General features: G+C 48.5%; 24 protein-coding genes and 1 other RNA gene. 16 read left to right on the top strand and 9 right to left on the bottom strand.

What is annotated here, in order from left to right; all coding sequences use genetic code 11:
- Window positions 1–84 precede the first annotated feature (84 nt).
- The 5 genes from tmk (at window position 85) to LVJ86_RS03880 (ending at window position 3,853) form a co-directional block, all read left to right on the top strand.
- A complete protein-coding gene (tmk, locus tag LVJ86_RS03900; protein WP_047760570.1) occupies window positions 85–711 on the top strand; it encodes a dTMP kinase in 627 nt (208 codons plus the stop codon).
- Between the two features lie 157 nt (window positions 712–868).
- Complete coding sequence (locus tag LVJ86_RS03895; RefSeq protein ID WP_047760571.1) at window positions 869–1,846, top strand: DNA polymerase III subunit delta'; 978 nt, start codon at window positions 869–871, stop codon at window positions 1,844–1,846.
- A gap of 13 nt (window positions 1,847–1,859) precedes the next feature.
- Entirely contained in the window at window positions 1,860–2,216 is a 357-nt protein-coding gene (locus LVJ86_RS03890) for a PilZ domain-containing protein (RefSeq protein WP_047760572.1), read from the top strand.
- 13 nt (window positions 2,217–2,229) lie between these two features.
- The gene (locus tag LVJ86_RS03885) at window positions 2,230–3,006 is read left to right on the top strand and encodes a TatD family hydrolase (protein ID WP_047760573.1); all 777 of its coding nucleotides are present in this window, start codon (window positions 2,230–2,232) and stop codon (window positions 3,004–3,006) included.
- 61 nt (window positions 3,007–3,067) lie between these two features.
- Window positions 3,068–3,853, top strand: a complete 786-nt coding sequence (locus LVJ86_RS03880) for an MBL fold metallo-hydrolase (protein WP_047760574.1) — start codon at window positions 3,068–3,070, stop codon at window positions 3,851–3,853.
- A gap of 377 nt (window positions 3,854–4,230) precedes the next feature.
- On the opposite strand, the gene ffs is transcribed toward LVJ86_RS03880, so the two are convergent.
- Window positions 4,231–4,327: signal recognition particle sRNA small type (gene ffs / locus LVJ86_RS03875), an RNA gene on the bottom strand.
- A 266-nt stretch (window positions 4,328–4,593) separates the two neighbouring features.
- Between ffs and LVJ86_RS03870 the strand changes: the two genes are divergently transcribed.
- From LVJ86_RS03870 to yczE, 7 genes are all read left to right on the top strand, one after another.
- Window positions 4,594–8,418: a DUF3683 domain-containing protein gene (locus LVJ86_RS03870; RefSeq protein ID WP_047760575.1), complete on the top strand. Its 3,825-nt coding sequence runs from the start codon at window positions 4,594–4,596 to the stop codon at window positions 8,416–8,418.
- A gap of 213 nt (window positions 8,419–8,631) precedes the next feature.
- Complete coding sequence (locus LVJ86_RS03865; protein WP_047760576.1) at window positions 8,632–9,687, top strand: NADP(H)-dependent aldo-keto reductase; 1,056 nt, start codon at window positions 8,632–8,634, stop codon at window positions 9,685–9,687.
- A 205-nt stretch (window positions 9,688–9,892) separates the two neighbouring features.
- On the top strand, window positions 9,893–10,315 hold the full coding sequence (locus tag LVJ86_RS03860; RefSeq protein ID WP_047760577.1) for a PepSY domain-containing protein: 423 nt from the start codon (window positions 9,893–9,895) through the stop codon (window positions 10,313–10,315).
- Window positions 10,308–10,562 (top strand): hypothetical protein, encoded by a 255-nt coding sequence (locus LVJ86_RS03855; RefSeq protein ID WP_047760578.1) that lies wholly within the window; start codon window positions 10,308–10,310, stop codon window positions 10,560–10,562. The genes LVJ86_RS03860 and LVJ86_RS03855 overlap by 8 nt, the downstream gene beginning before the upstream one ends.
- A gap of 22 nt (window positions 10,563–10,584) precedes the next feature.
- Entirely contained in the window at window positions 10,585–11,547 is a 963-nt protein-coding gene (locus LVJ86_RS03850) for an FAD:protein FMN transferase (RefSeq protein WP_053008307.1), read from the top strand.
- The gene (locus LVJ86_RS03845; protein WP_053008308.1) at window positions 11,544–12,242 is read left to right on the top strand and encodes a ferric reductase-like transmembrane domain-containing protein; all 699 of its coding nucleotides are present in this window, start codon (window positions 11,544–11,546) and stop codon (window positions 12,240–12,242) included. Before LVJ86_RS03850 ends, LVJ86_RS03845 begins: the two co-directional genes overlap by 4 nt.
- A gap of 211 nt (window positions 12,243–12,453) precedes the next feature.
- On the top strand, window positions 12,454–13,113 hold the full coding sequence (yczE, locus tag LVJ86_RS03840; protein WP_047760579.1) for a membrane protein YczE: 660 nt from the start codon (window positions 12,454–12,456) through the stop codon (window positions 13,111–13,113).
- 217 nt (window positions 13,114–13,330) lie between these two features.
- On the opposite strand, the gene ttcA is transcribed toward yczE, so the two are convergent.
- From ttcA to LVJ86_RS03820, 4 genes are all read right to left on the bottom strand, one after another.
- Entirely contained in the window at window positions 13,331–14,272 is a 942-nt protein-coding gene (gene ttcA, locus LVJ86_RS03835) for a tRNA 2-thiocytidine(32) synthetase TtcA (RefSeq protein WP_047760580.1), read from the bottom strand.
- A 177-nt stretch (window positions 14,273–14,449) separates the two neighbouring features.
- The gene (locus LVJ86_RS03830) at window positions 14,450–14,701 is read right to left on the bottom strand and encodes a glutaredoxin family protein (protein ID WP_047760638.1); all 252 of its coding nucleotides are present in this window, start codon (window positions 14,699–14,701) and stop codon (window positions 14,450–14,452) included.
- A 188-nt stretch (window positions 14,702–14,889) separates the two neighbouring features.
- Window positions 14,890–15,384, bottom strand: a complete 495-nt coding sequence (locus LVJ86_RS03825; RefSeq protein ID WP_047760581.1) for a YbhB/YbcL family Raf kinase inhibitor-like protein — start codon at window positions 15,382–15,384, stop codon at window positions 14,890–14,892.
- Window positions 15,385–15,550: 166 nt separating this feature from the next.
- The gene (locus LVJ86_RS03820; RefSeq protein ID WP_047760582.1) at window positions 15,551–17,161 is read right to left on the bottom strand and encodes a phosphoethanolamine transferase; all 1,611 of its coding nucleotides are present in this window, start codon (window positions 17,159–17,161) and stop codon (window positions 15,551–15,553) included.
- Between the two features lie 251 nt (window positions 17,162–17,412).
- Between LVJ86_RS03820 and LVJ86_RS03815 the strand changes: the two genes are divergently transcribed.
- The 3 genes from LVJ86_RS03815 to clpB all read left to right on the top strand — a co-directional run bounded on the left by LVJ86_RS03815 (window position 17,413) and on the right by clpB (window position 21,226).
- Entirely contained in the window at window positions 17,413–17,679 is a 267-nt protein-coding gene (locus tag LVJ86_RS03815; RefSeq protein WP_047760583.1) for a PepSY domain-containing protein, read from the top strand.
- 238 nt (window positions 17,680–17,917) lie between these two features.
- Window positions 17,918–18,439, top strand: coding sequence for a cytochrome b/b6 domain-containing protein (locus LVJ86_RS03810; RefSeq protein ID WP_047760584.1), 522 nt, complete (start codon window positions 17,918–17,920; stop codon window positions 18,437–18,439).
- Window positions 18,440–18,643: 204 nt separating this feature from the next.
- Window positions 18,644–21,226 carry an ATP-dependent chaperone ClpB gene (clpB, locus tag LVJ86_RS03805; protein ID WP_047760585.1) on the top strand — a complete coding sequence of 861 codons (2,583 nt, stop codon included), beginning with the start codon at window positions 18,644–18,646 and terminating at the stop codon, window positions 21,224–21,226.
- 65 nt (window positions 21,227–21,291) lie between these two features.
- Here the strand turns inward: clpB and LVJ86_RS03800 are convergent, their stop codons facing one another.
- The 3 genes from LVJ86_RS03800 to LVJ86_RS03790 form a co-directional block, all read right to left on the bottom strand.
- Window positions 21,292–21,507, bottom strand: a complete 216-nt coding sequence (locus LVJ86_RS03800) for a hypothetical protein (protein WP_047760586.1) — start codon at window positions 21,505–21,507, stop codon at window positions 21,292–21,294.
- 23 nt (window positions 21,508–21,530) lie between these two features.
- Window positions 21,531–22,475 carry a class I SAM-dependent methyltransferase gene (locus LVJ86_RS03795; protein ID WP_047760587.1) on the bottom strand — a complete coding sequence of 315 codons (945 nt, stop codon included), beginning with the start codon at window positions 22,473–22,475 and terminating at the stop codon, window positions 21,531–21,533.
- 86 nt (window positions 22,476–22,561) lie between these two features.
- A complete protein-coding gene (locus LVJ86_RS03790; RefSeq protein WP_161796048.1) occupies window positions 22,562–22,726 on the bottom strand; it encodes a hypothetical protein in 165 nt (54 codons plus the stop codon).
- Window positions 22,727–22,785: 59 nt separating this feature from the next.
- Here LVJ86_RS03790 and LVJ86_RS03785 point away from each other — a divergent pair, with 59 nt between their 5' ends.
- The gene (locus tag LVJ86_RS03785; RefSeq protein WP_047760588.1) at window positions 22,786–24,138 is read left to right on the top strand and encodes a DEAD/DEAH box helicase; all 1,353 of its coding nucleotides are present in this window, start codon (window positions 22,786–22,788) and stop codon (window positions 24,136–24,138) included.
- A gap of 444 nt (window positions 24,139–24,582) precedes the next feature.
- Here the strand turns inward: LVJ86_RS03785 and radA are convergent, their stop codons facing one another.
- Complete coding sequence (gene radA / locus LVJ86_RS03780) at window positions 24,583–25,965, bottom strand: DNA repair protein RadA (protein WP_047760639.1); 1,383 nt, start codon at window positions 25,963–25,965, stop codon at window positions 24,583–24,585.
- Window positions 25,966–25,993: the final 28 nt, after the last annotated feature.

Below are 25,993 nucleotides of genomic sequence, written 5' to 3'. Positions count from 1 at the left end.
TTTCAGACGGCCTCTTTATGATAACGGATATATTATCCGGCACTATTTCGCTATAATCTTCCCATTAATACTCCCGACTCTGATATGCAAGCACAATTTATCACTCTCGACGGCATCGACGGCGCCGGAAAATCAACCAATCTGCAAGTGATCCGCAATTGGTTCGCCACCCACAACTTACCGGTTTACTTCACTCGCGAACCGGGCGGCACCATGCTGGGAGAAGCGTTGCGCGACATACTGCTCAACCCTGCCACCCGTGCCGGCTTGCGTACCGAAACTCTGCTGATGTTCGCCGCACGACAGCAGCATTTGGACGAAATCATCCTCCCAAAACTCGAAGCCGGCATCCATGTCGTCTCCGACCGTTTTACCGATGCTACTTTCGCCTATCAGGGGGGAGGACGCGGCGTTCCGTTACCGGATATCGAAATACTGGAAAATTGGGTTCAGGGGAACCTCCGTCCGAACTTAACCCTATTGTTGGATGTTCCGCTCGAAGTTTCCATGAGCCGTATCAGCCAAGCACGCGAAAAAGACCGCTTCGAACAAGAACAGGCGGAATTTTTCACCCGCGTTCGCGAAGTTTACCTGAAACGGGCGGCTTCCTCGCCCGAACATTATGCAATTATCGACAGCAACCGCCCTCTTGAGCATGTAAGGCAAAATATAGAAAACACCTTGGCGCGGCATTTCGGCATCGCCGCCTGAAAAATATTCAACCCCAAAACCTAACGCGGTAAACGATACCGTTAAATAACACCTAGCCAAGTCGATTTTGCGGCCATTGGTAAAAACCTAGCCAAAACTTTCAGACGGCATCAAGCCCTGTATAATCAACACCAGATTTAATAAAAAGCAACTAGCAATGATTTTTTCCTGGCACCAACCCCAATGGCAGCAACTAGCCGCATCATGGCAAACCCAGCCCAACGCGTGGCTGTTTACCGGTAAAGAAAACACCGGCAAAACGGCCTTTGCCCGCCATTTGGCACAAGCCTTATTGTGCGAATCACCGCAAGCGGAACACCATCCTTGCGGCCATTGTCCGTCATGCCACCTATTTGCAAAAGAAAGCCACCCGGATTTCTACGAGCTGACGCCCGAGCGACCCGAAGGAGAAAACACCGCACGCAAACTATTACAAATCAAAATAGATGCCGTTCGCACACTGATCGAAGATATCCAGCTCACCTCCGTACGCAGCGGCAGGCGCGTCGTACTAATACATCCTGCCGAGAGCATGAATATCCAAGCTGCCAACAGCCTGCTCAAAGCATTGGAAGAACCGCCCGCCGATGTCATTTTTCTCTTGGTCAGCCATTCGAGAGACAAGCTACTGCCTACCATCAAAAGCCGTTGCCGCCAAATGCTGCTGCCTGCCCCCTCGTATTCCGAAGCACTTGCCTACCTTAAACACCAGCAGATAGAGAATGCCGAATCGTTACTGGCATTTCACAGCGGCGCGCCACTTTTTGAAGTTTCACCCGAACAAGACGAACTACGCCGACAATTGCTCGAATTACTGGCTACCCCCCGACTCTTAGCCATTCTCGATTATGCCGCCCTCTTCGACAAACAAAAGCTTCCCCTCGCCGTTTTGCTCGACTGGCTGCACAAATGGCTTTTAGACGTCGGCTTGGCACAACAAAATATGCCGCCCCTTTATTATCCGACACACACAGAAACCATCCGGCAAACCGGCAAAAAAACACGGCCCGACAAACTGTTCTCTCTGATTGCCACCTTAAACCGCCTCAGCCCTTACGGCTATCACACCTTAAGTGTTAAAATGCAAACCGAAGCCCTGTTGCTCGACTATTTGAGTTTCTGGCAAAACAAATAACAAAGGCAAAATCATGAAACCATTAGAAAACCTGCCCGGAAAAATGCTCGCACTCCAACTGCGCGACAAAACTATGCTTTACAACAGCTATATGTCTTTTCTCGAACACGGCGGACTTTTTGTACCAACGGACGACAGTTTCTCATTAGGTGACGAAATCCTATTGGCCATCGAACTGCCGGGCATGCCTGATAAAAGATTCCTGCGCACAAAAGTAGCTTGGATTAATCCCGCCCGTACCTCCGCACATCGCCCCAAAGGTGTTGGTTTGGCATTTGGCAATGATGAAATCAGCATCCAAACCAAGCACTTGATTGAAGCCGAACTCGGCCCGACTCTGCGCAATGACCGGGCGACCTTTACACTATAAGCAACACACACCTATGCAATTAATCGACTCACACTGCCACCTGAATTTCGAAGGACTGGCAGGCCGTCTGCCCGAAGTTTTGGCCAACATGGCAGAAAACGAAGTAAAGCAGGCATTGGCTATCAGCGTAAGCCGCGACAGTTTTCGGGAAGTTTTAACCATAGCAGAAGCCAATCCGAATATTTTCGCCACTGTCGGCGTTCATCCGGACCAACAAGACGCCGAAGAATTCAGTATCGCCGAAATGGTGCAACACGCCGCGCATCCCAAAGTAGTCGGCATAGGCGAAACCGGCTTGGACTATTATTGGTGCAAAGGTGATTTAAGCTGGCAACACCGCCGTTTTGCAGAGCATATCGAAGCAGCCAACCAAACAGCATTACCCTTAATCGTCCACACCCGCGAGGCGGCGGACGACACCATGGCTTTGCTTAAGGAGGGCCACGCCCATGCCGGAGTTATCCATTGCTTCACAGAAAATGTACGTGTTGCCAAAATGGCACTTGATTTAGGTTTTTATATTTCATTTTCAGGCATAGTTACATTCAAAAACGCAGCGGATATACAAGAAGCGGCCAAATACGTACCGGCCGACCGTATATTGGTTGAAACCGATGCGCCCTTCTTGGCTCCCGTACCGAAACGCGGCAAACCCAACGAACCCGCTTATGTACGCCACACCGCAGAATTTATCGCACAGTTACGTAACGACACATTGGAAAACATAGCAGCCGTTACCACGGATAATTTCTATACTTTGTTTAACAAAGTACCGCGTATTGGTATTTAAATATCACAAGGCCGCCTGAAAAACCTTTTCAGACGGCTCCAACATAACCCAAACCGACAACATGACCGATATCCGCCTTACCGTACTCGGCTGCGGCAGCTCATCAGGCACTCCCGCCATCGGCTGCCCATGCCCTGTCTGCACCAGCACCAATCCGAAAAACCGGCGTACACGTTGCAGCGCCTGGCTGGATATCGGCGGCCAAGGCTGGCAAATTGATACAGGTACCGACTTTCGCGAACAGGTATTACGCGAGAATATCCCCCGTATCGACGGCGTACTGTATACCCACCCCCATGCCGACCACCTGAACGGCATAGACGATTTACGCGGTTTTTGCTATCGCCAGCAAGGTGCCATCCCTATTTACGGAAGCGCTTTTACCTTAAACAATATTACCGAACGCTTCGGCTATGCATTCTTTCCACCCAATACCCATTGGAACCGCCCCGTATTGAAAGCCCATCCTCTTTCAGACGGCCTGTATATCAACCAAGTACCGGTCTTACATTTCCAAATGCCACACGGCCCTTGGGAAACCACCGGCTATCGTATCGGTAACATCGCTTGGCTCACCGACACAAACGATATTAGCGATAGCCAAATTAGCGCGTTACAAGGCTTAGATCACCTCTTTATCGACTGCCTGGCCGAGCACCCCTACCCCAGCCACCTTAGCGTGGCCCAAGCCCTAGACTTTGCCGCCCGCATCGGCGCACAACAAACATGGCTTATACACATGACCCACGGTCTTGATTATGACCATTTATTAGCACGCTGCCCTGCCGGTGTTGCTCCGGCCTACGACGGCCTGACAGTGTATTCCAATTATCCTGATGAAAAATAACAAACTTAAACTCCCGGACACATAACCCATAAGCCAACGTACAGTATTCCTACCTTGTCGAAGCTAAATTTATTTTCCAAGAAGCTGAACTTATTTTCCGATACAAACAAACGAAAATATTTCCCTTCATAAAGCGAGGCCGTCTGAAAAAATTTTCAGACGGCCTCTAAAATATAATATCTTCAAATACAAATTAAAAACTCAATTAAATATCAAAAATATATAGTTTTAAAACTGCATAACACACTTACGCCACCACTGACTACAGCTCTATATTTATTCTTATAAAAAATCAAACAACCGTTTATTTCCTATAATTATACTTTTACAAAAACAAAAAATGCCGATGGTACACGACCATCGGCATTTTTAAATAAGGTGGCGAGCCAAACCCCTGGCACTAACGCCTCAGAGTGGGCTGCTGGCTTCCGCCCCTGACCCGTTGCTCCAACTTGCTATGCAGGGAGACCCGCCGTAAGAAGTTTATTATAACCGTTTTCAACTCAAACGCCAAGCCTTGATTGCACCTTAACCGGCAAACAATGCAGATGAATTTTATACATATTGCAGTACAGATATTTTCCATTGAAAAAAGGTTGAAATTACATTACATTAATTAACTTATTATCAACAGAACCACTGCTTGTGCAGGCTTCGAATCAACACACGCGGCCTGTTTATGTTGAATTTTTTTACCATACACCAACGGCAAAATCTCAAAATAAAAACGGACACTACCCATGAGCACACCGCAACGCATCCGGGAAATCCCTTATAACTACACTTCGTATTCTGACCGAGAAATCGTTATCCGCCTTCTGGGCGAGCCGGCGTGGAACATCCTGCAAACCTTGCGCGGCCAACGGGTAACCGGCCGCTCGGCGCGTATGCTGTTTGAAGTATTGGGCGATATTTGGGCAGTTGTACGCAATCCCTATTTGGTAGATGATCTGCTCGAACACACCGACCGCCAACAAGCATTGGTCAAAGAGATGCGGCACCGCCTAAACGAAATCCAAAAACGCCGCGATGACAACCCGCTTGTTGCGGAGCTGATCAGTAGTGCCGAAGCTGCCGTTACCCGTTTTGACGACAGCTTTGAAGACACCCGCCAAAAACGCGACCAAATCTTCAAGCGTCTCAGCCGTATTACCAAAAAACACAATATCATGTTTGACGGTTTGGCGCGGGTCGTCCATGTTACCGATGCAACCGACTGGCGTGTCGAATATCCTTTCGTAGTCGTCAATCCCGATACCGAAGCCGAAGTTGCCCCATTGGTAAAAGCCCTCATCGAACTAGGTCTCACCATCATTCCGCGCGGCGGCGGTACCGGCTACACCGGCGGTGCCGTACCTCTGGATGCCATGAGCGCGGTAATCAATACTGAAAAACTCGACCGCCACAACGGTGTAGAATTTGTCGAACTTCCCGGTTTGGAAGGAAAACATCCCGTTATCCACTGCGGTGCGGGCGTTGTTACCCGCCGCGTAGAGGAAACCGCCACCGCTGCCAAACTGGTTTTCGCCGTCGATCCCACCTCTGCCGACGCATCGTGCGTAGGGGGGAACGTCGCCATGAATGCAGGGGGTAAAAAAGCCGTATTATGGGGTACGGCCTTAGATAATCTGGCTTGGTGGAAAATGGTCAACCCGGCCGGAGAATGGCTGAAAATCGAACGGGTGCGCCACAATTTCGGCAAAATTCATGACGAAGAAACTGCTATTTTTGATGTCCATACCCTAAAAGCGGACGGTCAAACCATCGCTAAAACAGAACGCTTGGAAATCCCCGGCCACAAATTCCGTAAAGTCGGCCTTGGTAAAGACGTTACCGACAAATTCTTGGCCGGTCTGCCCGGTGTGCAAAAAGAAGGTACAGACGGCATCATTACCAGCGTAGCCTTCGTATTGCACACCATGCCGAAATATATCCGTACCGTATGCTTGGAGTTCTTCGGCACTGTGGCAAATGCCACTCCGTCTATCGTGGAAATCCGCGACTATCTGCTGGCGCACGAAAGTGTAAAACTGGCCGGTTTGGAACACCTCGACTGGCGATATGTCCGAGCCGTCGGTTATGCGACCAAAGCGGCCGGCAAAGGCCGCCCCAAAATGGTGTTGATTGCCGATATAGTATCTGATGACGAACAAGCCGTTACCGAAGCTGCCGAACATATTGTCTCTCTGGCACAAGCGCGCGACGGCGAAGGCTTTATCGCCGTCAGCCCAGAAGCCCGCAAAACCTTCTGGCTAGACCGAAGCCGCACCGCTGCCATCGCCAAGCACACCAATGCCTTTAAAATCAATGAAGACGTAGTGATTCCGCTTGAGCGCTTGGGAGAATATTCAGACGGCATCGAGCGCATTAATATCGAATTGTCGATTAAAAACAAACTCGCTCTATGCGAGGCACTGATCCCTTATCTGCAAGGCAAACTGCCCGTTGATAAAATGGGAACCGATCTGCCTAGCGAAGAACTCTTGGGCAGCCGCGCCCATCATGCCCTTAACCATGTCAACCAAGTCAAAGAACGTTGGCAGTGGCTGCTTGATAATCTCGACACCCCCTTAGCCCAATACAAACAACGCTACGGCGAAGCCGTACATGCTGCCGCCGAGGCCAAAGACGAAGAAAGCTGCTTTACCGCTTTTCGCGATTTCCGTTTGCGCGTATCGGTTAAAGCCGACATCATGAAACCGCTCGCCGAAATTTTCAGCGGTAAAACAGATACTAAGATTTTAGCCGACTTGGCAAAAATCCACAGCCGCGTAGTCCGCAGCCGGGTATTTGTCGCCCTGCATATGCACGCAGGCGATGGTAACGTACACACCAATATTCCGGTCAATTCAGATGATTACGAAATGCTGCAAACAGCCCATAGAGCTGTTGACCGTATCATGGGCATCGCCCGCAGCCTCAACGGCGTCATTTCAGGCGAACACGGTATCGGTATCACCAAACTGGAATACCTCACCGACGAAGAAATGCAACCGTTTTGGGATTACAAAGCCAAAATCGACCCCAAAGGCCATTTCAACCGCGGCAAATTGATGCGCGGTGCCGATTTGCGCCACGCCTATACACCTTCGTTCGAACTGCTGGGCGTAGAATCTCTGATTATGGAAAAATCCGATCTCGGCACCATTGCCGAATCGGTGAAAGACTGCCTGCGCTGTGGCAAGTGCAAACCCGTCTGCTCTACCCATGTACCGCGTGCTAACCTGCTTTACAGCCCGCGTAACAAAATCCTCGGTGTCGGCCTGCTTACTGAAGCCTTTTTATACGAAGAACAAACGCGCCGCGGCGTATCGCTGCGCCACTTCGACGAACTCAGCGACGTAGGCGACCATTGCACCGTATGCCACCGCTGCGTCAAACCTTGCCCGGTCAATATTGATTTCGGTGATGTAACAGTTGCCATCCGCAATTATTTGCGCAAATCGGGCAAACGCAAATTCAATCCCGCCGTTGCCGCCGGCATGGCTTTTCTCAACGCCACAGATCCGCGTACCGTAAACGTATTGCGTAAAAGCGTAGTAGATGCCGGTTTCCGCCTGCAAAACTGGGGCTATAAGATGGGACGAAAGTTTCATTTGGGCTTGAACAAACAAAAAGAAGCCCCAAAAGCCACTTTGGGCAGCACGCCGATCAAAGAACAAGTCGTTCATTTTATCAACCGCCCCCTGCCGCGCAACGTACCACTGAAAACAGCTCGCGCGCTATTGGGTGTGGAAGACAACAAAACCGTACCGATTATTCGTAATCCTACCTTATCCGAAGACAGTGAAGCCGTATTTTATTTTCCGGGATGCGGTTCCGAACGTCTGTTCAGTCAAGTGGGTTTGGCAACTCAAGCCATGTTGTGGCATGCCGGGGTACAAACCGTACTGCCCCCGGGTTATCTGTGCTGCGGCTATCCGCAAGATGCCGGCGGTATGGCAGACAAAGCCGAAAAAATCACTACCGAAAACCGCGTATTGTTCCACCGTGTCTCCAATACCCTCAACTACCTCGACATTAAAACCGTGGTGGTCAGCTGCGGCACTTGTTACGACCAATTGGAAAAATACCGATTTGAAGAAATTTTTCCCGGCTGCCGTATTATCGACATCCACGAGTTTCTGCTTGAAAAAGGCATCAAACTCGACGGTGTCGCCGGCAAACAATATCTTTACCACGATCCCTGCCACACGCCGATCAAAACAACCAACCCCACCCAGCTCACCAGCAAACTGATGGGACAGGAAGTTTTACTCAGTGACCGTTGCTGCGGCGAAAGCGGTATGTTTGCGGTGAAAAGACCGGATATCGCCACACAGGTGAAATTCCGCAAACAAGAAGAAATTACCAAAAATCTGGCGGCACTGCCTGCTGCCGAAGAAGTGAAAATCCTCACTTCCTGCCCTGCTTGTCTGCAAGGTTTGAGCCGTTATAGCGATGATAACAATATCGAAGCCGATTACATTGTTATCGAAATGGCCAAACATATACTTGGAGACAACTGGCAACAGGATTTTATAGAACGGGCAACCAACGGAGGTATTGAAAAAGTATTGCTCTAACACAATGTAAAGGCCGTCTGAAAGTTTCAGACGGCCTACCTATTTGTCGGCAAGCAAATAAAAACGGCTTTTCTTCCTATCTTTTCTTAAGGATACCGCTATGTTAATGCGAAGAATCAAACAAATTGTTGTTGCCTATCTGGTTCAAAAAGCCGTAAGCCATATCAGCCGTAAAGTGCAACAACGCCGCCGCTAAATAACCCGGAGAACACCATGCAATACAATGAGCTCGGCAAAACCGGCATCCAAGTCAGCAAAATCTGTCTCGGCACTATGACTTGGGGCGAGCAAAATACCGAAGCCCAAGCGCATGAGCAACTCGATTATGCGCTTTCGCAAGGCGTAAATTTTATCGATACTGCCGAACTCTATCCCGTACCACCCAAAGCAGAAACCTACGCTACCACCGAACAATACATCGGTTCGTGGATTCAAGCCCGCGGCAAACGCGATGATTTTGTATTGGCAACCAAGATAGCGGGGCCGGTCGGGCTAAATAATTTCGGTGGCCATATCCGCGGCGGCAGTAATGACTTTTCCCCGCAGCAAATTATCGAGGCCTGTCATGCCAGTTTGCAAAGGCTAAACACCGACTATATCGACCTTTACCAGCTTCACTGGCCCGACAGGCAAGCTAATTTCTTCGGCAAACTGGGTTTTGCCAAGCCGGATGAAAACGAGCGGTTCGAATCCTTCACCCGTATTGTTGAAACCATGCAAGGACTAGTTCGGGAAGGCAAAATCCGTGCCTACGGCTTATCAAACGAAACACCATGGGGCGTGATGCGACATCTCAGTACACATGAATCTTTACCCGGTTCTCCGCGAGTTGCATCGGTACAAAACCCCTACAACTTACTAAACCGCAGCTATGAAGTCGGCATGGCGGAAATTTCCCTAAGGGAACATATTCCCCTATTAGCCTATTCGCCATTAGCTTTCGGCAGGTTGACCGGTAAATACCGTCACGGCAATCGCCCCGACGGCGCACGCCTCACACTGTTCGAACGCTTCCAACGTTACAACAACCTCCAAGGCATTGCCGCTGCCGAACGCTATGCCCAAATTGCCGAGGCCGCCGGGCTCACTCCGGCCACACTTGCCCTTGCTTTCGTGAACAGCCGCCCCTTTGTTGCCGCCAACATTATCGGAGCCACTTCATTGGAACAATTGCGGGAAAATATCGACAGCGTTAATGTCATCTTGAGTGATGATGTTTTAGCGGAAATTGATAAAGTACATGCAGAGATAAGCAATCCCTGCCCGTAATCAAATCAGCCTCTCTTTAAAATAATATGACAATGCCGTCTGAAACCTTTTCAGACGGCATTTTTCATACCCTGCCATACGGCCCTTAATTATAGATTTTCTTTATTTTCCAAGATTTAAGCTACCCTTAATCCAATCCGTTTATGCTTGCTTCCATAACGCGGCAAAATACTGCCTGCCGCCCGGCACAAAGGAAACCCTAATTATGAACCGAAAAGCCTTATTTACCAGCATCCTGCTGGGTGTATTCGCAACAGTATTGCTGGCCGGAATCGGCACTGCCATGCAATCGTCCGCTACGGCAAAAGCTGATACAACAACTCCAACCGCACCCGTACAAACTGCCGCCATCCCCAATGATGCCTCGGCCACCCTGCAAATCGTACAGCAAACCTACCCTGCGAGCCGTATCAGCGGGCAACCGCAAGCAGTCCGATTCGACGGACGTGCGGCATACGAAGTTAGCACCGAGCAAGGTTTGGTATATGTTGATGCTGCAACCAAACAAATTTTATCCGTTCCCGCCGCCCTTAATACCGCGCCGCCGCCTCAACAATACGCACGAAAATACGAGCGCGATCATGATGACGATGACGAAGGCGAACACGGAGAGAGAGACGATGGCTGATAACCGCATACTTTGGTTTAAAACCGGCTTGATTGCCGCCTCGGTATCAGGCGTATTGGGTGCATGGGGGATATTGTTGGCAGAACAAGCAACCGATAGCGGAACTACCGTAAACACAGCCCCGCCCCAAACTACCGCAGCAGCATCCTTGCGAGAAGTTTCATCTGCCCAATTACCCGATAACCAAACCCCTATCCTACGGACATATGAAACCGTGCCGGTCGCTTATACCTCTTCTTCACGCTAATCTATGAAAACAGGACAAAGCCATGTTGGAAATAGAATTTCGTGCGATGGGCAGTACCGTGCAAATACTGCTGGAATCTACCGACACCAGCGCACAAGCGGCTTTGGAAAAAGCGCCCCGGTGGTTTGCCGAATGGGAAAACCGCCTGAGCCGTTTCATACCCGACAGTGAGCTGAACTGCCTCAACCGAAACGGTGGCGGCTATGCAAGCGAGGATTTTTGGGCTGCCTTACAAGTGGCTCTTTACGCGGCGCGATACAGCAACGGCTTGGTTACGCCCACCGTACTACCTGCCTTGTTGCATGCCGGATATGATGTTTCATTCGAAAAAATAGCCGCCCGATACAACTGCCCCGATGCCGTATTTACATGGCCGCAATCCCGCCCCTGCTCCGATTGGAAAAATATCGAATGCTGCTCTGATACCCGTAGTATCCGATTACATGGCGCAAAAATTGATTTAGGCGGTACAGCAAAAGGGTGGAGCGCGCAACAAGCCGCCAACCGTTTGGCCGGATATGGTGCGGTATTGGTAAACGCCGGAGGAGATATTGCCATATCCGGCACACCTGAAACACAGCCGGGCTGGCCGATTGCCATTATCGATCCGATAAATCAAGAAAAAACCGCAGCTTCTTTCTATTTGCAGCAGGGCTGCGTCGCTACTTCCGGGCGGGACTATCGCCGCTGGCAGCGGCAAGGCCAAATGCAGCATCATATTATCAACCCCGCCAACGGATTACCCGCACAAAGCGATATTGTCTGCGCCACTGTAACCGCACCCAATATCATTGAAGCAGAAACCGCTGCCAAAACACTCGTCATACTTGGCAGTATTGATGCGCAACATTGGTTGGTAGATAAAAACAATCTATCTGCCTGCTGGTACAGTGAAACGCAAGGTTGGCAAACAAGCGGAAATTTCGATTGGCTGCACGCACCGCATACTGCCCTGCTTGATCCCCATTTGGAAACAACACTATGAATACCGCCTCTGCCCGACAACCCATACCTTGGTTTACCATCATATCTGCGGCCCTTATCGGTACTGCTGCCGCCATAGCGGTTTCCGCCCAGTGGGCCCTCCCCCTCGCCCAATCCCTCTCTTCCGATGCCCCGGGCTATTGGCTACTCTCACGTTCATCAGGGCTAGCCGCTTATTTTTCCATGAGTTTGAGCGTGTTATTCGGCCTGCTGCTGTCGAGCCGTGCCGCCAAAGCTGCCAATTTCGCGCCAACTGCAATGGCATTGCACGATTTCACCGCACTGCTGGGGCTGGCACTGGCACTTTTTCACGCACTGGTTCTCTTGGGAGACAACTATGTCCGACCCGGCCTCTACGACTTACTACTACCGTTTGCCCTGCCGCACGAATTAAGAATATGGATAGGTTTGGGGCAGTGCGGCTTTTACATCGGCCTCCTGATTATGACCGCCCATTACCTGCGCCGTCACCTGCATGGCTCGCTGTGGCGATGGATTCATCCCTTGGCATTTCTATCCTATGTTTTGATTACGGCCCACGGCCTTCTTTCAGGCACAGACAGCCACAAAACTTGGGTTATGGCAGTTTATATCGTTCCTAATTTAATAATCGGTATCTTTTCCGTTTACCGGCTGCTAACGATGTTTGCAGACAACCGCAAGACACCCAAGTCTGCCAAAGTATCTGCCGGATAATCACTGCTGAAAACAATCCCCAGTTCTAGAAACATTCCATTTTAAAGCCGTGATTCGCAGCAAAAATGCCGTCTGAAAGTTTTCAGACGGCATTTTTAAAATAATCTTTAAGAGTCCTTTGGTTTTCTTAATATTCAGTATGCAATAAACTTCTATCAACGGAAAATATCGGAGATAATCAAAAAACTAAGAAAAAAAGGAAATACACGCAATGAAAAACAACGGCAAAGTTTTGCCTCGCACACCATGGTCGGCAAACCATCTTTGGGAGTTTTCAACTAAACCATTCACTGTTTTACTCCTCTCGCTGGTTCTTTTCGGCATCGGAGAAGGGCTACTTGTTATTGCCCAACTCGGTTCTACACCGTGGACGGTACTTGCACAAGGCATTTCTGCCTCATCCGGCATCCATTTAGGCTGGACAACTTTTTGGATTAGTGTGGCGGTGCTACTGGCCTGGATTCCGCTACACCAACGCCCCGGCTTGGGTACGATGATGAACATATTGGTGATTGCGGCAACGCTTGGTATTTTTGTCCAATATATTCAACCTGTTAACAGTTTTTGGCAGCAGCTGGCAGCCTGTGTGGCGGGGGTAACCATCGTTGGCATTGCCTCGGCACTCTACCTCACCTGCCATTTGGGAGCAGGCCCGAGAGACGGCTTGATGGTTGGTTTGTGCAGAGCCATCGGCTGGCGAGTGGGTTTGGTGCGCACTTTGATCGAAGGCGGCGTGTGCTTGGTCGGGTGGTTGCTGGGCGGAGCGGTAGGCTTGGGTACGCTGTTGTTTGCATTTGGCGTCGGCTGGGTAGTACAAGCAGCTCTACAGTTTTTAGCACGACATTACAACACCGAGTGCCATTCGGAATAGGCATACGATCTTCTGGCCAAACGGCGTATACACATACGGGATATATTAGGAAACACCCGCTGCCAAACCATAAAAATCACCCTATCTGTTTGGCAAATAATTTCTTCGAATGTATTTGTTTTCCTTTTGCAAAAAATGCCGGCTGAATATTTCAGACGGCATTTTTAATCAATAGAAAATTTAATGCTGTAACGGCTTCCGCCTATCGGCTGGACTTTTACTCTTTCGGCTTACTGGCCAAAATATTAATGACTTTTTTCGCCGGAGCGCCATCTACCCGGATAGTATCCCCATCTTCCGCGGTGGGGAAACGCTGTGGCACGCTTTCCCGGTCGAAAGCCAAATCACCGCCATGTTTTAAAGCTTGGCCGCGCTCCAACGATTTGAAATCAAAAAGTTCGATATCTGCCAAATGCGAAGGAACGACATTTTGTAAAGCTGAAAACATACTTTCGATACGGCCGGGAAATTTTTTGTCCCATTCGTTCAACATTTCTTTAATCACTTGCCGTTGCAGATTGGGTTGAGAACCGCACAAATTACACGGAATAATCGGAAACTGTTTTAATTCCGCGTAACGCTCCAAATCTTTTTCTTTTACATACGCCAACGGGCGGATTACGATATGTTCGCCATTATCGGATACCAACTTAGGCGGCATAGCCTTAAGCTTGCCACCGTAAAACATATTTAGGAACATAGTTTGCAGGATATCATCGCGGTGGTGGCCTAATGCGATTTTAGTCGCGCCCAATTCTTTAGCCACACGGTAAAGCACGCCCCGACGCAAACGGCTGCATAAAGAGCAAGTGGTTTTTCCCTCTTCAATCACCCGCTTTACCACAGAGTAAGTGTCTTCTTCGACAATACGGAAAGGTACGCCGATAGAACTGAGATACTCCGGCAGCACATGCTCGGGAAAACCGGGTTGTTTTTGATCGAGATTCACCGCTACCAATTCAAAATTAATCGGCGCGCTGGCTTGCAACTGGCGAAGGATATCCAATAAGGCGTAGCTGTCTTTTCCACCCGACAAACACACCATAATCTTATCGCCCTCTTCGATCATATTAAAATCGTTGATGGCATCCCCTACGGCATGACGCAGGCGTTTGTTTAATTTATTGTTTTCCAGTTCGTGTTTCGGTTTTTTAGACATAATTCACAAGCTTTCGAGAGTAAGGGCGGATTATACCCGAAACGGCGTGAAGATGTTTTAAGGCCGTCTGAAAATACCGCTTAGAAAAACCTTATTATTCCCAACTGCTATCCGGCCTTTAAAAAACTCTTTGAAAGAATGAAATGCCGTCTGAAAATTTTCAGACGGCATTTCATTTTAAATATTGCCTTTTCTATAATTATCCAAAAAATCCCGTAAGGCGTTTTCGTCTAAAAACCAATGGCAGATTTCCCGATCACCGTGCAGCAAAACCGGTACCAATTCGTTGTATTTTTCTTCCAGTTCGGCATTTTCGTCGACATCGATAATTTCCAATTCGAAGCCGTATTGCAGCCGGTAAGTTTCCAAAGCATCCTTCATTTTGTGGCATAGGCTGCAATATTCACGAAACATTAATGTTAAATTCAAAGATTGGTTTGTCATTTTCTATGCTTAAAGATAAGGCCGTCTGAAAGCAGACATTATATCGCAGGCAAACACTATGCCCCATATAACAATTTATATTACGGTATTCGCCAAAACGGCCGCCCATATTACGCCCCAAAATGTAAAAAAGCCGCTCCGATTCGGAGCGGCACGGCAATTTGGATCAGGCTTTATTCGCTCTCGCGCGCATAACGCGCGCTGAGGCTTGCTTTACCGATGGTATGCGCATTAACCATAAAACCGGCCAAACTGGTAGTAGCATCCTCAGGCAAATCCAAGTGCTCTACGTTTAAAGCATATACGGTAAAAATATAGCGGTGTGCGGGATCACCCACCGGCGGATAGCAACCCATATAACCTATGTTGCCGCCGTCATTTCGCAACTGGCGGGCATTTTCGGGCAGGTGTTGGCCATCGGCAGAACCTGCATTACGCGCCAGAGCCTCCGTATCGGCAGGCAGGTTAACCAGCATCCAATGCCACCAACCCGCACCACCTGTAGGTGCATCAGGGTCGTGCATAGCAACGGCAAAACTTTTTGTACCTTCGGGAGCGCCCTGCCAGTGCAGTTCAGGCGACTGATTGTCCCGATCTGCCTGATAACTGCTGTCTAACAGTGCGCCTTCGGTAAATTCGGGGCTGGAAAGTGTAAACACCTGGCTCATATGCATCTCCTTGCTATATGCCCTGACGGGCTGTTGTTCAAATGCGGAATACCGCCGACTCCGCCTTTGCGTAAGCTTATTGGCAAATATGATAATTTTCAACTACGACCCTATCTTTCAATATAAAAAGCCGCCTGAATTTTCAGACGGCCTCGCTCCTGCTTAATTATGAACGGCACTGGGCAAACATATCCAAATCACGCTTATACTCTTCGGTTTTCACATCGGTAATCCCGAGTACGGAGTGGAACAAGTTATCGTGCGAATAGGGTTTGCCGGCATTTTCACGCATACAGGCGGCTGAAACCTTCATATCGCCGTACCAATTTTCGTTTGCCCAAAAAATCATCGGAATTTGGGTTTGTTCCGGTGGTGCAACCGCATACGGAGCCGCATGAAGGTACATGCCTTTTTCCCCCAAAGACTCTCCATGGTCAGACAAATACAACAATGCTACCGATTTATCTTGCTGTTTGCGCAACATATTTATGCTCGAAGCCAACATATGGTCGATGTAAACAATAGTGTTGTTATATGTATTTTGCAAAGCGGTATTGTTGCAGTCTTGGATTTGGTTGGTATCGCAAGTCGGTGAAAATTTACGGAACTCATCAGTATAACGCTGATAATAAGCCGGCCCGTGGCTGCCCATCGTATGCAGCACGATGACACCATCGCCCGGCATCTCCTGAATTTCTTTTTCCAAACCGTTCAACAACGACATATCCAAACAACCTTCGCTACCACACTGGCTTTTATCGGCCAACTCGCGGATATCCACATGCTTGATACGGTCGCAGACGCCCTTGCAGCCTCCGTCATTTTCCCGCCAGCTGGTATAAAGGCCGGCACGCTGCAAGATATCCATCAACCCTTCTTGATGCTTGGCTTTATTACCGTTGTAATCGCTACGGTTCATGCGCGAGAACATACACGGTACGGAAATGGCGGTAGACGTACCGCACGAAGAAACCTCGGTATAGTTCACTACATCGGCCATTTGCTTCAGCTGGGGCGTGGTGTCCGGAGCGCCGGGATTCAATCCCCAGTTTTGCGCGCGGGTGGTTTCGCCCACTACCAGTACAAGCAGGCGTTTGCGCTCGCCCGGTGTACGCTCGCGCGTAGCATCCGTACCAATTTGCTCAAACGGACGGTGCGAATCATAAATGTTATAAACCGTTTTAAAACTGGCACCGATAAAATTAGTCGGCACGATTTGATGGTTAATGCCTTTGTTGTTACGGAAAAACGAAGCATAGTTTTGATATGCCACTGCCGCGATCGCCGCTACAACCAATATGGAAACAACCATACTGACCAAACGCCACATCAGCTTTTTATGCCACTTCAAATCGGATTTGATTTTGCCATAGCGCGCATACAAAGCAGCAGGCAGAACCCCAGTCAGCAATACCCAGCCGAAAAACTTAACCGAAAGCCATGCAGTAGCTTCGGAACGCGTGGTTTGCAGCAGGTTTTGAATCATATCCGAATTGAAATAAATACCCTGTACCATAATGGCGTAAGACGCACCCGCACCCAGCACTAACAAAAGCGGTATCAAAAAGCGGTGTACCTTCGGCCAAAACAAAAGCTGTATTAAAAAATTCATGGCCGCCAAAATAAATAACGGCATTGTAGCCAGTAAAAGCCAATCATGCCCTGCCGTGGATTCGCTTTTTACCCATACTCCCTGCCAAAAACCTATATTGAATACCAGCATACAATACAAGCAAAATAAAAATACGGCACGGTTTGCAGTCAAACGCATCTGCATAAAATTTCCTTATCTTGTAGTTGTTATGTCAAATGGTTTTAATTATATCAAAGTAAAATTAAGCAATCCTTAACAAAAAACCTTTCTTTCCCAAATACCCAAATAAAATAAAATTCATTTATTTACAATATGTTAACAATAAAAATATTTTGTCTTTCAAAAATAGTCTGATTTTAAGTTTCTCTTAAGAAGCATTTGTTTAAATAGCCTCACAGCAAAACGCTGATTCCACCCCTTCAAGGAGAAGTACCATGTTGAAACAAACCTTATTCGGCCTGATAGCCGTAGCCGCCTCAGTTTCCGCTTTCGCCTCTGCAAAATGCACAGCCCATCCCAAAAGCGAACAAATTCCGCCGGCAAAATTCCAGCAGCAGCTGAAAGATCAAGGCTATACCATTAAAAAATTCAAAACCAGCGACAACTGCTATGAACTTTACGGCAAAAACAAACAAGGCCAAAAAGTAGAAATTTATTTCGACACCAAAACCGGCAAAGCCGTAAAAAGCGAAATTGATTAATACCGCCCAATTAGTCAAAAGGCCGCCTGAAATTTCAGACGGCCTTATTAGCCCCCAGCCCATACTTTTACAACCGACCAAAATCCAGTTTCTCAAAATAAAAATACAATATCCGAAAGTATTTTTATCTTGATCGATTGCAAATAAAAATCAAATATTTACGCTTTACCGCTTGCCCATATAACAAATTTCTTTCGCAAGCTATTACATATAAAAGGTTTTCAAATAGGAGCCAACCATGAGTACCGTTAAAGTTTGGGATCTTCCCGTCCGTATCTGCCACTGGGCACTTGCCGCCTGCATATTAGCCAACCTTGCCGTTACCGAAAGCGGCAGCGATATCCATCAAATTATCGGTTATACCGCGGTAGGCATTGTCAGCTTCCGTGTTATTTGGGGTTTTATCGGCAGCCGGCATGCACGCTTCAGCGACTTTTGGCCCACCCCCTCCCGCCTGCGTGCTCACTGGCAAATATTAAAAAACCGCCAACCCGATCCTCATCCCGGCCATAACCCTTTCGGCGCATTAATGATGTTGGCCTTGTGGGGCATTATTATCGGCTTGGGCATTACGGGATATATGATGGGAACCGATATGTTTTGGGGTGACGAAATGATAGAAGAACTGCACGAAACCTTGGCAAATAGCCTGATTCCATTAATTGTCTTACACGTTGCCGCCGCCCTTCTGATGTCATACATCGGTAAAATAAATTTGGTTCGAGCCATGATTACGGGTAATAAAAACCTTCCCGATTAAATTAAAACTTTTTTCTTTGCTTCATATATGTATGCCGTCTGAAAACCTTTTCAGACGGCATTATTATCTTATCCGGGCGCATCAACGTACAAATAAAATTATCCACAGAAATACAAAATTTAACATTTCCAATAATTGACTTATCCACAGGAAACCCAATATACACCGCATACCACAACACTATTTCCCGAGGAGGAAGTATTTATGCGATTTGACAAATTAACCGCCAAATTCCAGCAAGCCCTACAAGAAGGCCAAAGCCTGGCATTGGCGCAAGATAACGGCCACCTCGAAGCCGGCCATATTTTAAAAGCACTGCTTGACGATCAAAACAACGGCATGGCCGCTTTACTCGTCAAGGCAGGCGGTAACGTTGCCCAAATCAAACGCGAACTGCAACAACAACTGGACAGCCTGCCCAAAGTTTCCGGACAAGGCGGTGAAATCCTGCCCAGCCGCGAATTACAAAACACACTGAATCTGATGGATAAAGCCGCCACCAAACGCGGCGACGCTTACATTGCCAGCGAGCTGTTTTTGCTCGCCCTACTGCAAGAAAACGGCAATACCGGCAAAATTCTTAAAAATGCCGGCATTACTGAAAAACAACTGGATGCGGCCATCGACAACGTTCGCGGCGGAGAAAGCATTAATAATCCCAACGCCGAAGACCAACGCGAAGCATTGTCCAAATACACGCTCGACTTAACCGAACGCGCCCGCGAAGGCAAGCTTGATCCCGTTATCGGCCGCGACGACGAAATCCGCCGCGCCATCCAAGTATTGCAACGCCGCACCAAAAACAACCCTGTATTAATCGGTGAACCAGGTGTCGGTAAAACCGCCATAGTCGAAGGTTTGGCCCAGCGCATCGTCGACGGCGAAGTGCCTGAAAGCCTCCGCAACAAACGCCTGCTGGTACTCGACTTGGCAGCCCTGATTGCCGGTGCGAAATATCGCGGCGAATTCGAAGAACGCTTGAAAGCCGTTTTGAATGACCTGTCTAAAGATGACGGCAATACCTTAATCTTTATCGATGAAATCCATACCCTTGTGGGCGCAGGCAAAACCGACGGTGCAATGGATGCAGGCAATATGCTCAAACCGGCATTGGCACGCGGCGAGCTGCACTGTATTGGTGCCACCACCCTCGACGAATACCGCCAATACATAGAAAAAGACGCCGCCTTGGAGCGCCGCTTCCAAAAAGTATTGGTAAGCGAACCGAGTGTTGAGGATACCATCGCCATTCTGCGCGGCTTACAAGAGCGTTACGAGATCCATCATGGTATCGATATTACCGACCCGGCGATTGTAGCCGCTGCCGAATTGAGCGACCGCTACATTACCGACCGCTTTTTACCCGATAAAGCCATCGATCTTATCGATGAAGCGGCCAGCCGCATCAAGATGGAACTCGACAGCAAACCCGAGCAAATGGATAAGCTTGACCGCCGCATCATTCAGCTCCGCATGGAAAAAATGCACGTTGAGAAAGAAAGCGACGACGCCAGTAAAAAACGCTTGGAATTAATCGGTGAAGAAATCGCCCAACTGCAAAAAGAATACGCCGATTTGGACGAAATCTGGAAAGCTGAAAAAGCCTCTTCATACAGCACCACCGACATCAAAAAACAAATTGACGATGTCAAAGTAAAAATCGAGCAGGCCAAGCGCCAAGGAGATTTTGCCCGCGCCTCCGAATTGGAATACGGCGAACTGCCGAAGCTTGGCAAACAACTTGAGGCCGCCGAACAAAGCGCCGACAAAGTACAGGCCAACAAGCTGTTTCGCACTAAAGTCGGTGCAGACGAAGTAGCCGAAATCGTTTCGCGCATTACCGGTATCCCAGTGAGCAAAATGATGGAAGGCGAACGTGAAAAACTACTGAAAATGGAAGACGTATTACATGTCCGCGTAGTTGGCCAAGACGAAGCGGTGCGTGCGGTTTCCGACGCCATCCGCCGTTCGCGTTCCGGCCTGGCCGACCCCAATAAACCTTACGGCAGCTTCTTGTTCCTCGGCCCGACCGGTGTCGGCAAAACCGAGTTGTGCAAAACCTTGGCAAGCTTCTTGTTCGACAGTGAAGACCATCTGATCCGCATTGATATGTCGGAATATATGGAAAAACACGCCGTTGCCCGCTTAATCGGTGCGCCTCCGGGTTATGTCGGTTACGAAGAAGGCGGCTACCTTACCGAACAAGTGCGCCGCAAACCTTACAGCGTGATTTTGCTGGACGAAGTGGAAAAAGCCCATCCCGACGTCTTCAATATCCTGCTTCAGGTATTAGACGATGGCCGGCTTACCGACGGACAAGGCCGTACTGTAGATTTCAAAAATACGGTGATTGTGATGACCTCCAACATCGGCAGCCAACACATCCAGCAAATGGGCGTCGCCGACTATGAGGCGGTAAAAGAAGTGGTAATGGAAGATGTGAAAGAGCATTTCCGTCCCGAAATGATCAACCGTATTGATGAAGTAGTCGTTTTCCACGGTTTGGATCAGGCCAATATCCGCAGTATTGCCAAAATCCAATTGCGCAGCTTGGAAAAACGCTTGGCAGCCATGAATCTGAGCCTGCATGTGGATGATGCCGCATTGGATCTGATTGCCGAAGCCGGTTTCGATCCCGTTTACGGAGCACGTCCGCTCAAACGCGCGATTCAGGCCGAAATTGAGAACCCGCTGGCTAAAGCTCTGCTCGAAGGCCGTTATGCGCCTGAAAGCACCATCAGTGTCCAAGCCGAAAACGGTCATTTGGTATTCAACCGTATGATTTAAATCTGGCTACAAACATGCCGTCTGAAACCTGCAAAGTTTCAGACGGCATGTTTTTATTTGCTCTATCAATAACGGTAGCGGGGACGAATCGGATATCCTACCGGTTCGGAATCCTGATAAATCACCGTCGTACCCGGCGGCGCGTTGATAGTAACGGTTTTATTTACCGTGGTTTGGCTGTGTACCGGCAAATCTACCGCCGCCACTCTGCCATAGGGCGTTTCTGCATACATACAACCGCCCAAGCAAAACACAGATACCATCCCTATCCACAGTTTCATATTTTTCCTTTCAGGCGGCCTTTTTAACGACGGCGGATTTCCCAGCATTGATGGATTTTTTTATTACGGAAGTCTTCCGGTACAGACTGTTTCGAAATATCTTTCACCCTATATTTTTCCGATACCGCAGCATCCAGCTCGAAACTGCGCAGATTATTAGAGAAAAACAAAACGCCGCCCTCGGCCAACAAAGCAATAGCCCCGTCAATCAAACGCCCATGGTCTCTTTGGATATCGAGAATGTCCAGCATCTTTTTGCTGTTGGAAAAACTGGGAGGATCCATCACAATCAAATCGAATCGTTTACCCTCCTGCAAAGCCGCCTGAAGATATTGGAACACATCCGCACGCACAATTTGATGCGCTTCCAAATCCATGCCGTTCAGTTCGAAATTACGCCGCGCCCAATCCAAGTAAGTGTTCGACAAATCAACCGTTTCACTTGAAACCGCGCCGCCCGTAGCGGCATATACGGTAAAACTGCCGGTATAGGAAAACAAATTTAAAAACCGCTTGCCATCAGCCATTTCACCCACCCGCCGGCGCGTGTTGCGGTGATCCAAAAACAAGCCGGTATCCAAATATTTTTCCAAGTTCACCCAAAAACGGCGTCCGTTTTCGGTAACAGTAAAATCCTCGCCCGCCAAGCCCGTTTTCTCATACTGCTGCGTACCTTTCTGCCTCGCACGGCGTTTCAAATGGATATTTTCAGCACTGAAGCCGGTTACAAAGGCAACCGCCTCCACCACCTCGGCCAACCAAGCCTCATACTCCTCCGGTTGCATCAGCCACCCCGTATCATATTCCTGCAAATGAATATATTCACCGTAAACATCAACGGCAAAAGGATATTGGGGAATATCACGGTCATACAAACGCCAAGCCTCGATATCGTTGCGCCGTGCCCATTTCAACTGATGCTTGGCATTTTTGCCCAAACGGTTAACAAATGCAGTAATGTCACTCATTTTTCAGACGGCCAGTTGGATAAAAAAGCGATTTTACCCTACTTAACCCGATTGTGCTTGACCGCAATAGCATATCTCTTTATGATTCACCCCTCATTACCTTTGAAGCCATCGTCTTCAGCCAACCCAAGCCCAGTTGCTTGCACGCCTTTGAGCGTATCTCTGATTTGCAGGTTGTCGCCGATGTTTAACCCACAAGCATAAAAGCTTGCGACAACCTTGCAGTAACCTTTTTCGTTACCCGTTCCCATGCTTCAGGCTGCCGATTTGATAAACGGCAGAATGTGTTGTTGTCCGTTTTAGGAACATCATGTCCGTAAAATTTGCCGACCTACTTCTAAATAAAGACATCCTTTCATCGTTGACCGCAGCCGGTTACGACATCCCCACTCCGATCCAAACCCAAGCCATTCCAGCCGCTCTCAACAAAAAAGACATCATGGCATCGGCGCAAACCGGCTCGGGAAAAACCGCCGCCTTCCTGCTGCCTACCCTGCAATGCGTTACCCGCCGCAGCGAAAAACCCGGAAAAGGCCCGCGCGCCCTGATTCTGACTCCTACCCGCGAATTAGCAGCACAAGTTGAAAAAAGCGCCCAAACTTACGCAAAAAATATGAAATGGCTACGAACCGTCACTTTGGTCGGCGGCTCATCGTTCGGCCAACAGATTCATGCCCTCAGCCGCCCCGTCGACATCATCGTCGCTACCCCTGGTCGCCTGATGGATCATATGCGCAGCGGGCGCATCGACTTCGACCGCCTTGAGGTGCTGATTCTTGACGAAGCCGATCGCATGCTTGACATGGGCTTTATCGACGATATCGAAACCATCGTTGCAGCCACTCCCGAATCACGCCAAACCCTGCTCTTCTCAGCGACATGGGATGGTGCTGTTGGCAAACTGGCGCGCAAACTGACTAAAAATCCTGAAGTTATCGAAATCGAACGTGTCGACGAACAAGGTAGAATCGAAGAGCAACTTTTATACTGTGATGATAAAAACCATAAAAACCGCATGCTCGACCATATTCTACGAGACGCCAATATCGATCAAGCCGTTATTTTTACTTCCACCAAAGCCATGAGTGAACAATTGGCCGACGAACTTTACGAAAAAGGGTTTTCTGCCAACTGCCTGCACGGCGATATGCCGCAAGGCTGGCGTAACCGTACCCTGATGGATTTGCGTAAAGGTCGTATTAAAATTTTAGTTGCTACTGATGTTGCGGCACGCGGAATTGATGTCCCCACCATCACCCACGTTATCAATTACGACTTACCCAAACAAGCCGAAGATTATGTGCACCGTATCGGACGAACCGGTCGTGCAGGCCGAACCGGCCTGGCGATTACCTTTGCAGAAGTAAACGAATATGTAAAAGTGCACAAAATCGAAAAATACATTAACCGAAAACTGCCAGAAATGACTATCGAAGGCATGGAACCCACCCGCAAGCGCGGCAAAGGCGGCGCCGGCAAACCCAAAGGCAAAAGCTGGGGAGGCAAAGGCGGCTCTTGGGGGGAGAAAAAAATCGGTGATAAAAAATTCGGCGGCAAACCGAAAACCGAGGGTTTCAAAGGTAAACCAAAAAGCGAAGGCTTCAAAGGCAAGCCAAAATCTGCTGGCAGCTTTAAAAAAAGTACTCCGGCCAAACGCGGCTAGACCATAAAATATAAAGTTCGAGATATAATAAAGCCGGATAATCCCCAAAGATTATCCGGCTTTCATTATTGGAGAAATTATCAAGCCAAACGGTTGCCTAATAAGAAAATTTCATTCACCCAACACGGCAACTTACCATTGCAGCTCATTTTTTTAAAGAACCCCCTCTTCCCACAATGAAGAATACTTATTCAAACCCTATTAACCCTAATAACATTTATCCAAACCTTGCCCAACACAAACCTGATGTAATCAAGCAATATCTCTTATACGAGTATTTTAAAATCTCCGAATAACTGCAAAATAACAAATGCCGTCTGAAAATGTTCAGACGGCATGGATAAAGCTGATTGAATAACCGCTACCTCTAACAATCATCCCGATTTTTATCAATCTGGTTTCAAATAAGCAGGAAATATATCGTCAAATATATTCACTGATGTTTTATGAATCTGCGGCATGGCGGCAAATTTCTACCGCTTCTTGTAAACTGCTCACACCAAAAATCTGTAAATTCGGAAACTCCCGCATATCACGCGGTAAATTAGCCTTAGGCACAATAGCCTTTTTAAAACCCAATTTTTCCGCCTCTTTCAAACGCTCTTGCCCGCGTGCGACCGGACGCACCTCGCCGCTCAAACCGATTTCACCGAAAGCCACCATTTTCTCAGGCAGAGGACGGTTTCGAAAGCTGGAAAGCATAGCCAAAATAATCGCCAAATCCGCAGCAGGTTCGTTAATCTTGACACCACCTACCGCATTTAAAAATACGTCTTGATCAAAGCATGCAATCCCTGCATGGCGATTTAATACCGCCAATAACATCGCCAAACGGTTTTGCTCTAATCCAACCGTCAAGCGCTTGGGAGTAAAACCGTGCGCATCATCTACCAATGCCTGAATTTCTACCAACAACGGACGACTACCCTCTTGAGTAACCAATACGCATGAACCGGGCACATCGTCACGATAGCTCGCCAAAAAAATCGCCGATGGATTGGAAACACCTTTTAAGCCTGTTTCAGTCATCGCAAATACACCCAATTCATTGGCCGCGCCAAAACGGTTTTTAATCGCACGTATCATGCGGTAATTGGAATGCTGATCCCCTTCAAAATACAACACGGTATCGACCATATGCTCCAACACACGCGGGCCTGCGATTGCTCCATCTTTGGTTACATGGCCGACCAAAATCATACTGATCCCCATTTGTTTCGCCATACGCGTCAGCTGTGCCGCACACTCACGTACTTGGGAAACCGAGCCAGGTGCAGAAGTAATCTGATCGGAATACATGGTTTGAATCGAATCAATCACCACAACCGCAGGTTCATGCTGCTTCAAAGCCGCCTGAATCGCTTCCATACGGATTTCAGCCAAAAGGTTTACACCATCACTCTGCAAACCAAAACGTTGGGAGCGCAAAGCCACTTGTTGTGCCGATTCCTCGCCGGACACATACAAAACTTTTCGGTTTTTGGCCATCAGAGCAACTGTTTGCAATAACAAGGTTGATTTACCGATACCCGGATCACCTCCCAATAAAATCACCGCACCTTCAACTAAACCTCCTCCCAATACACGGTCCAACTCGCCCATACCTGTTGCGCAACGGGGCACTTCTGTTGCCGTTACTTTCGACAGCTCCTGTACTTGAGATACATCTGCCGCCCAAGACTGAAAACGGGCATTTTTCGGCTCAGGCGCTGCCAAACTTTCCTGTAACGTATTCCACTCACCGCAATGCGGGCATTTTCCTTGCCACTTTGGAGTTGTACCGCCACATTCGCTGCATTGATAAATTGTTTTCGGTGCTTTTGCCATAATTGTAAAAAGGCCGTCTGAAAAGCAA

The sequence above is a fragment of the Neisseria arctica genome, assembly GCF_022870905.1.
GTDB lineage: Bacteria > Pseudomonadota > Gammaproteobacteria > Burkholderiales > Neisseriaceae > Neisseria > Neisseria arctica.
This window is presented reverse-complemented; position numbering and strand designations above follow the sequence as displayed.

Excerpts from the sequence above, each read along its gene's own strand:
- LVJ86_RS03800 (WP_047760586.1), bottom strand. The coding sequence starts at position 21,507 with ATGAAACTGTGGATAGGGATGGTATCTGTGTTTTGCTTGGGCGGTTGT.
- LVJ86_RS03880 (WP_047760574.1), top strand. The coding sequence starts at position 3,068 with ATGACCGATATCCGCCTTACCGTACTCGGCTGCGGCAGCTCATCAGGC.
- LVJ86_RS03895 (WP_047760571.1), top strand. The coding sequence starts at position 869 with ATGATTTTTTCCTGGCACCAACCCCAATGGCAGCAACTAGCCGCATCA.
- LVJ86_RS03810 (WP_047760584.1), top strand. The coding sequence starts at position 17,918 with ATGAGTACCGTTAAAGTTTGGGATCTTCCCGTCCGTATCTGCCACTGG.
- clpB (WP_047760585.1), top strand. The coding sequence starts at position 18,644 with ATGCGATTTGACAAATTAACCGCCAAATTCCAGCAAGCCCTACAAGAA.
- tmk (WP_047760570.1), top strand. The coding sequence starts at position 85 with ATGCAAGCACAATTTATCACTCTCGACGGCATCGACGGCGCCGGAAAA.
- LVJ86_RS03820 (WP_047760582.1), bottom strand. The coding sequence starts at position 17,161 with ATGCAGATGCGTTTGACTGCAAACCGTGCCGTATTTTTATTTTGCTTG.
- LVJ86_RS03885 (WP_047760573.1), top strand. The coding sequence starts at position 2,230 with ATGCAATTAATCGACTCACACTGCCACCTGAATTTCGAAGGACTGGCA.
- LVJ86_RS03850 (WP_053008307.1), top strand. The coding sequence starts at position 10,585 with ATGTTGGAAATAGAATTTCGTGCGATGGGCAGTACCGTGCAAATACTG.
- radA (WP_047760639.1), bottom strand. The coding sequence starts at position 25,965 with ATGGCAAAAGCACCGAAAACAATTTATCAATGCAGCGAATGTGGCGGT.
- LVJ86_RS03865 (WP_047760576.1), top strand. The coding sequence starts at position 8,632 with ATGCAATACAATGAGCTCGGCAAAACCGGCATCCAAGTCAGCAAAATC.
- LVJ86_RS03860 (WP_047760577.1), top strand. The coding sequence starts at position 9,893 with ATGAACCGAAAAGCCTTATTTACCAGCATCCTGCTGGGTGTATTCGCA.
- LVJ86_RS03795 (WP_047760587.1), bottom strand. The coding sequence starts at position 22,475 with ATGAGTGACATTACTGCATTTGTTAACCGTTTGGGCAAAAATGCCAAG.
- LVJ86_RS03825 (WP_047760581.1), bottom strand. The coding sequence starts at position 15,384 with ATGAGCCAGGTGTTTACACTTTCCAGCCCCGAATTTACCGAAGGCGCA.
- LVJ86_RS03815 (WP_047760583.1), top strand. The coding sequence starts at position 17,413 with ATGTTGAAACAAACCTTATTCGGCCTGATAGCCGTAGCCGCCTCAGTT.
- LVJ86_RS03790 (WP_161796048.1), bottom strand. The coding sequence starts at position 22,726 with ATGGGAACGGGTAACGAAAAAGGTTACTGCAAGGTTGTCGCAAGCTTT.
- yczE (WP_047760579.1), top strand. The coding sequence starts at position 12,454 with ATGAAAAACAACGGCAAAGTTTTGCCTCGCACACCATGGTCGGCAAAC.
- LVJ86_RS03870 (WP_047760575.1), top strand. The coding sequence starts at position 4,594 with ATGAGCACACCGCAACGCATCCGGGAAATCCCTTATAACTACACTTCG.
- LVJ86_RS03890 (WP_047760572.1), top strand. The coding sequence starts at position 1,860 with ATGAAACCATTAGAAAACCTGCCCGGAAAAATGCTCGCACTCCAACTG.
- LVJ86_RS03785 (WP_047760588.1), top strand. The coding sequence starts at position 22,786 with ATGTCCGTAAAATTTGCCGACCTACTTCTAAATAAAGACATCCTTTCA.
- LVJ86_RS03855 (WP_047760578.1), top strand. The coding sequence starts at position 10,308 with ATGGCTGATAACCGCATACTTTGGTTTAAAACCGGCTTGATTGCCGCC.
- LVJ86_RS03845 (WP_053008308.1), top strand. The coding sequence starts at position 11,544 with ATGAATACCGCCTCTGCCCGACAACCCATACCTTGGTTTACCATCATA.
- ttcA (WP_047760580.1), bottom strand. The coding sequence starts at position 14,272 with ATGTCTAAAAAACCGAAACACGAACTGGAAAACAATAAATTAAACAAA.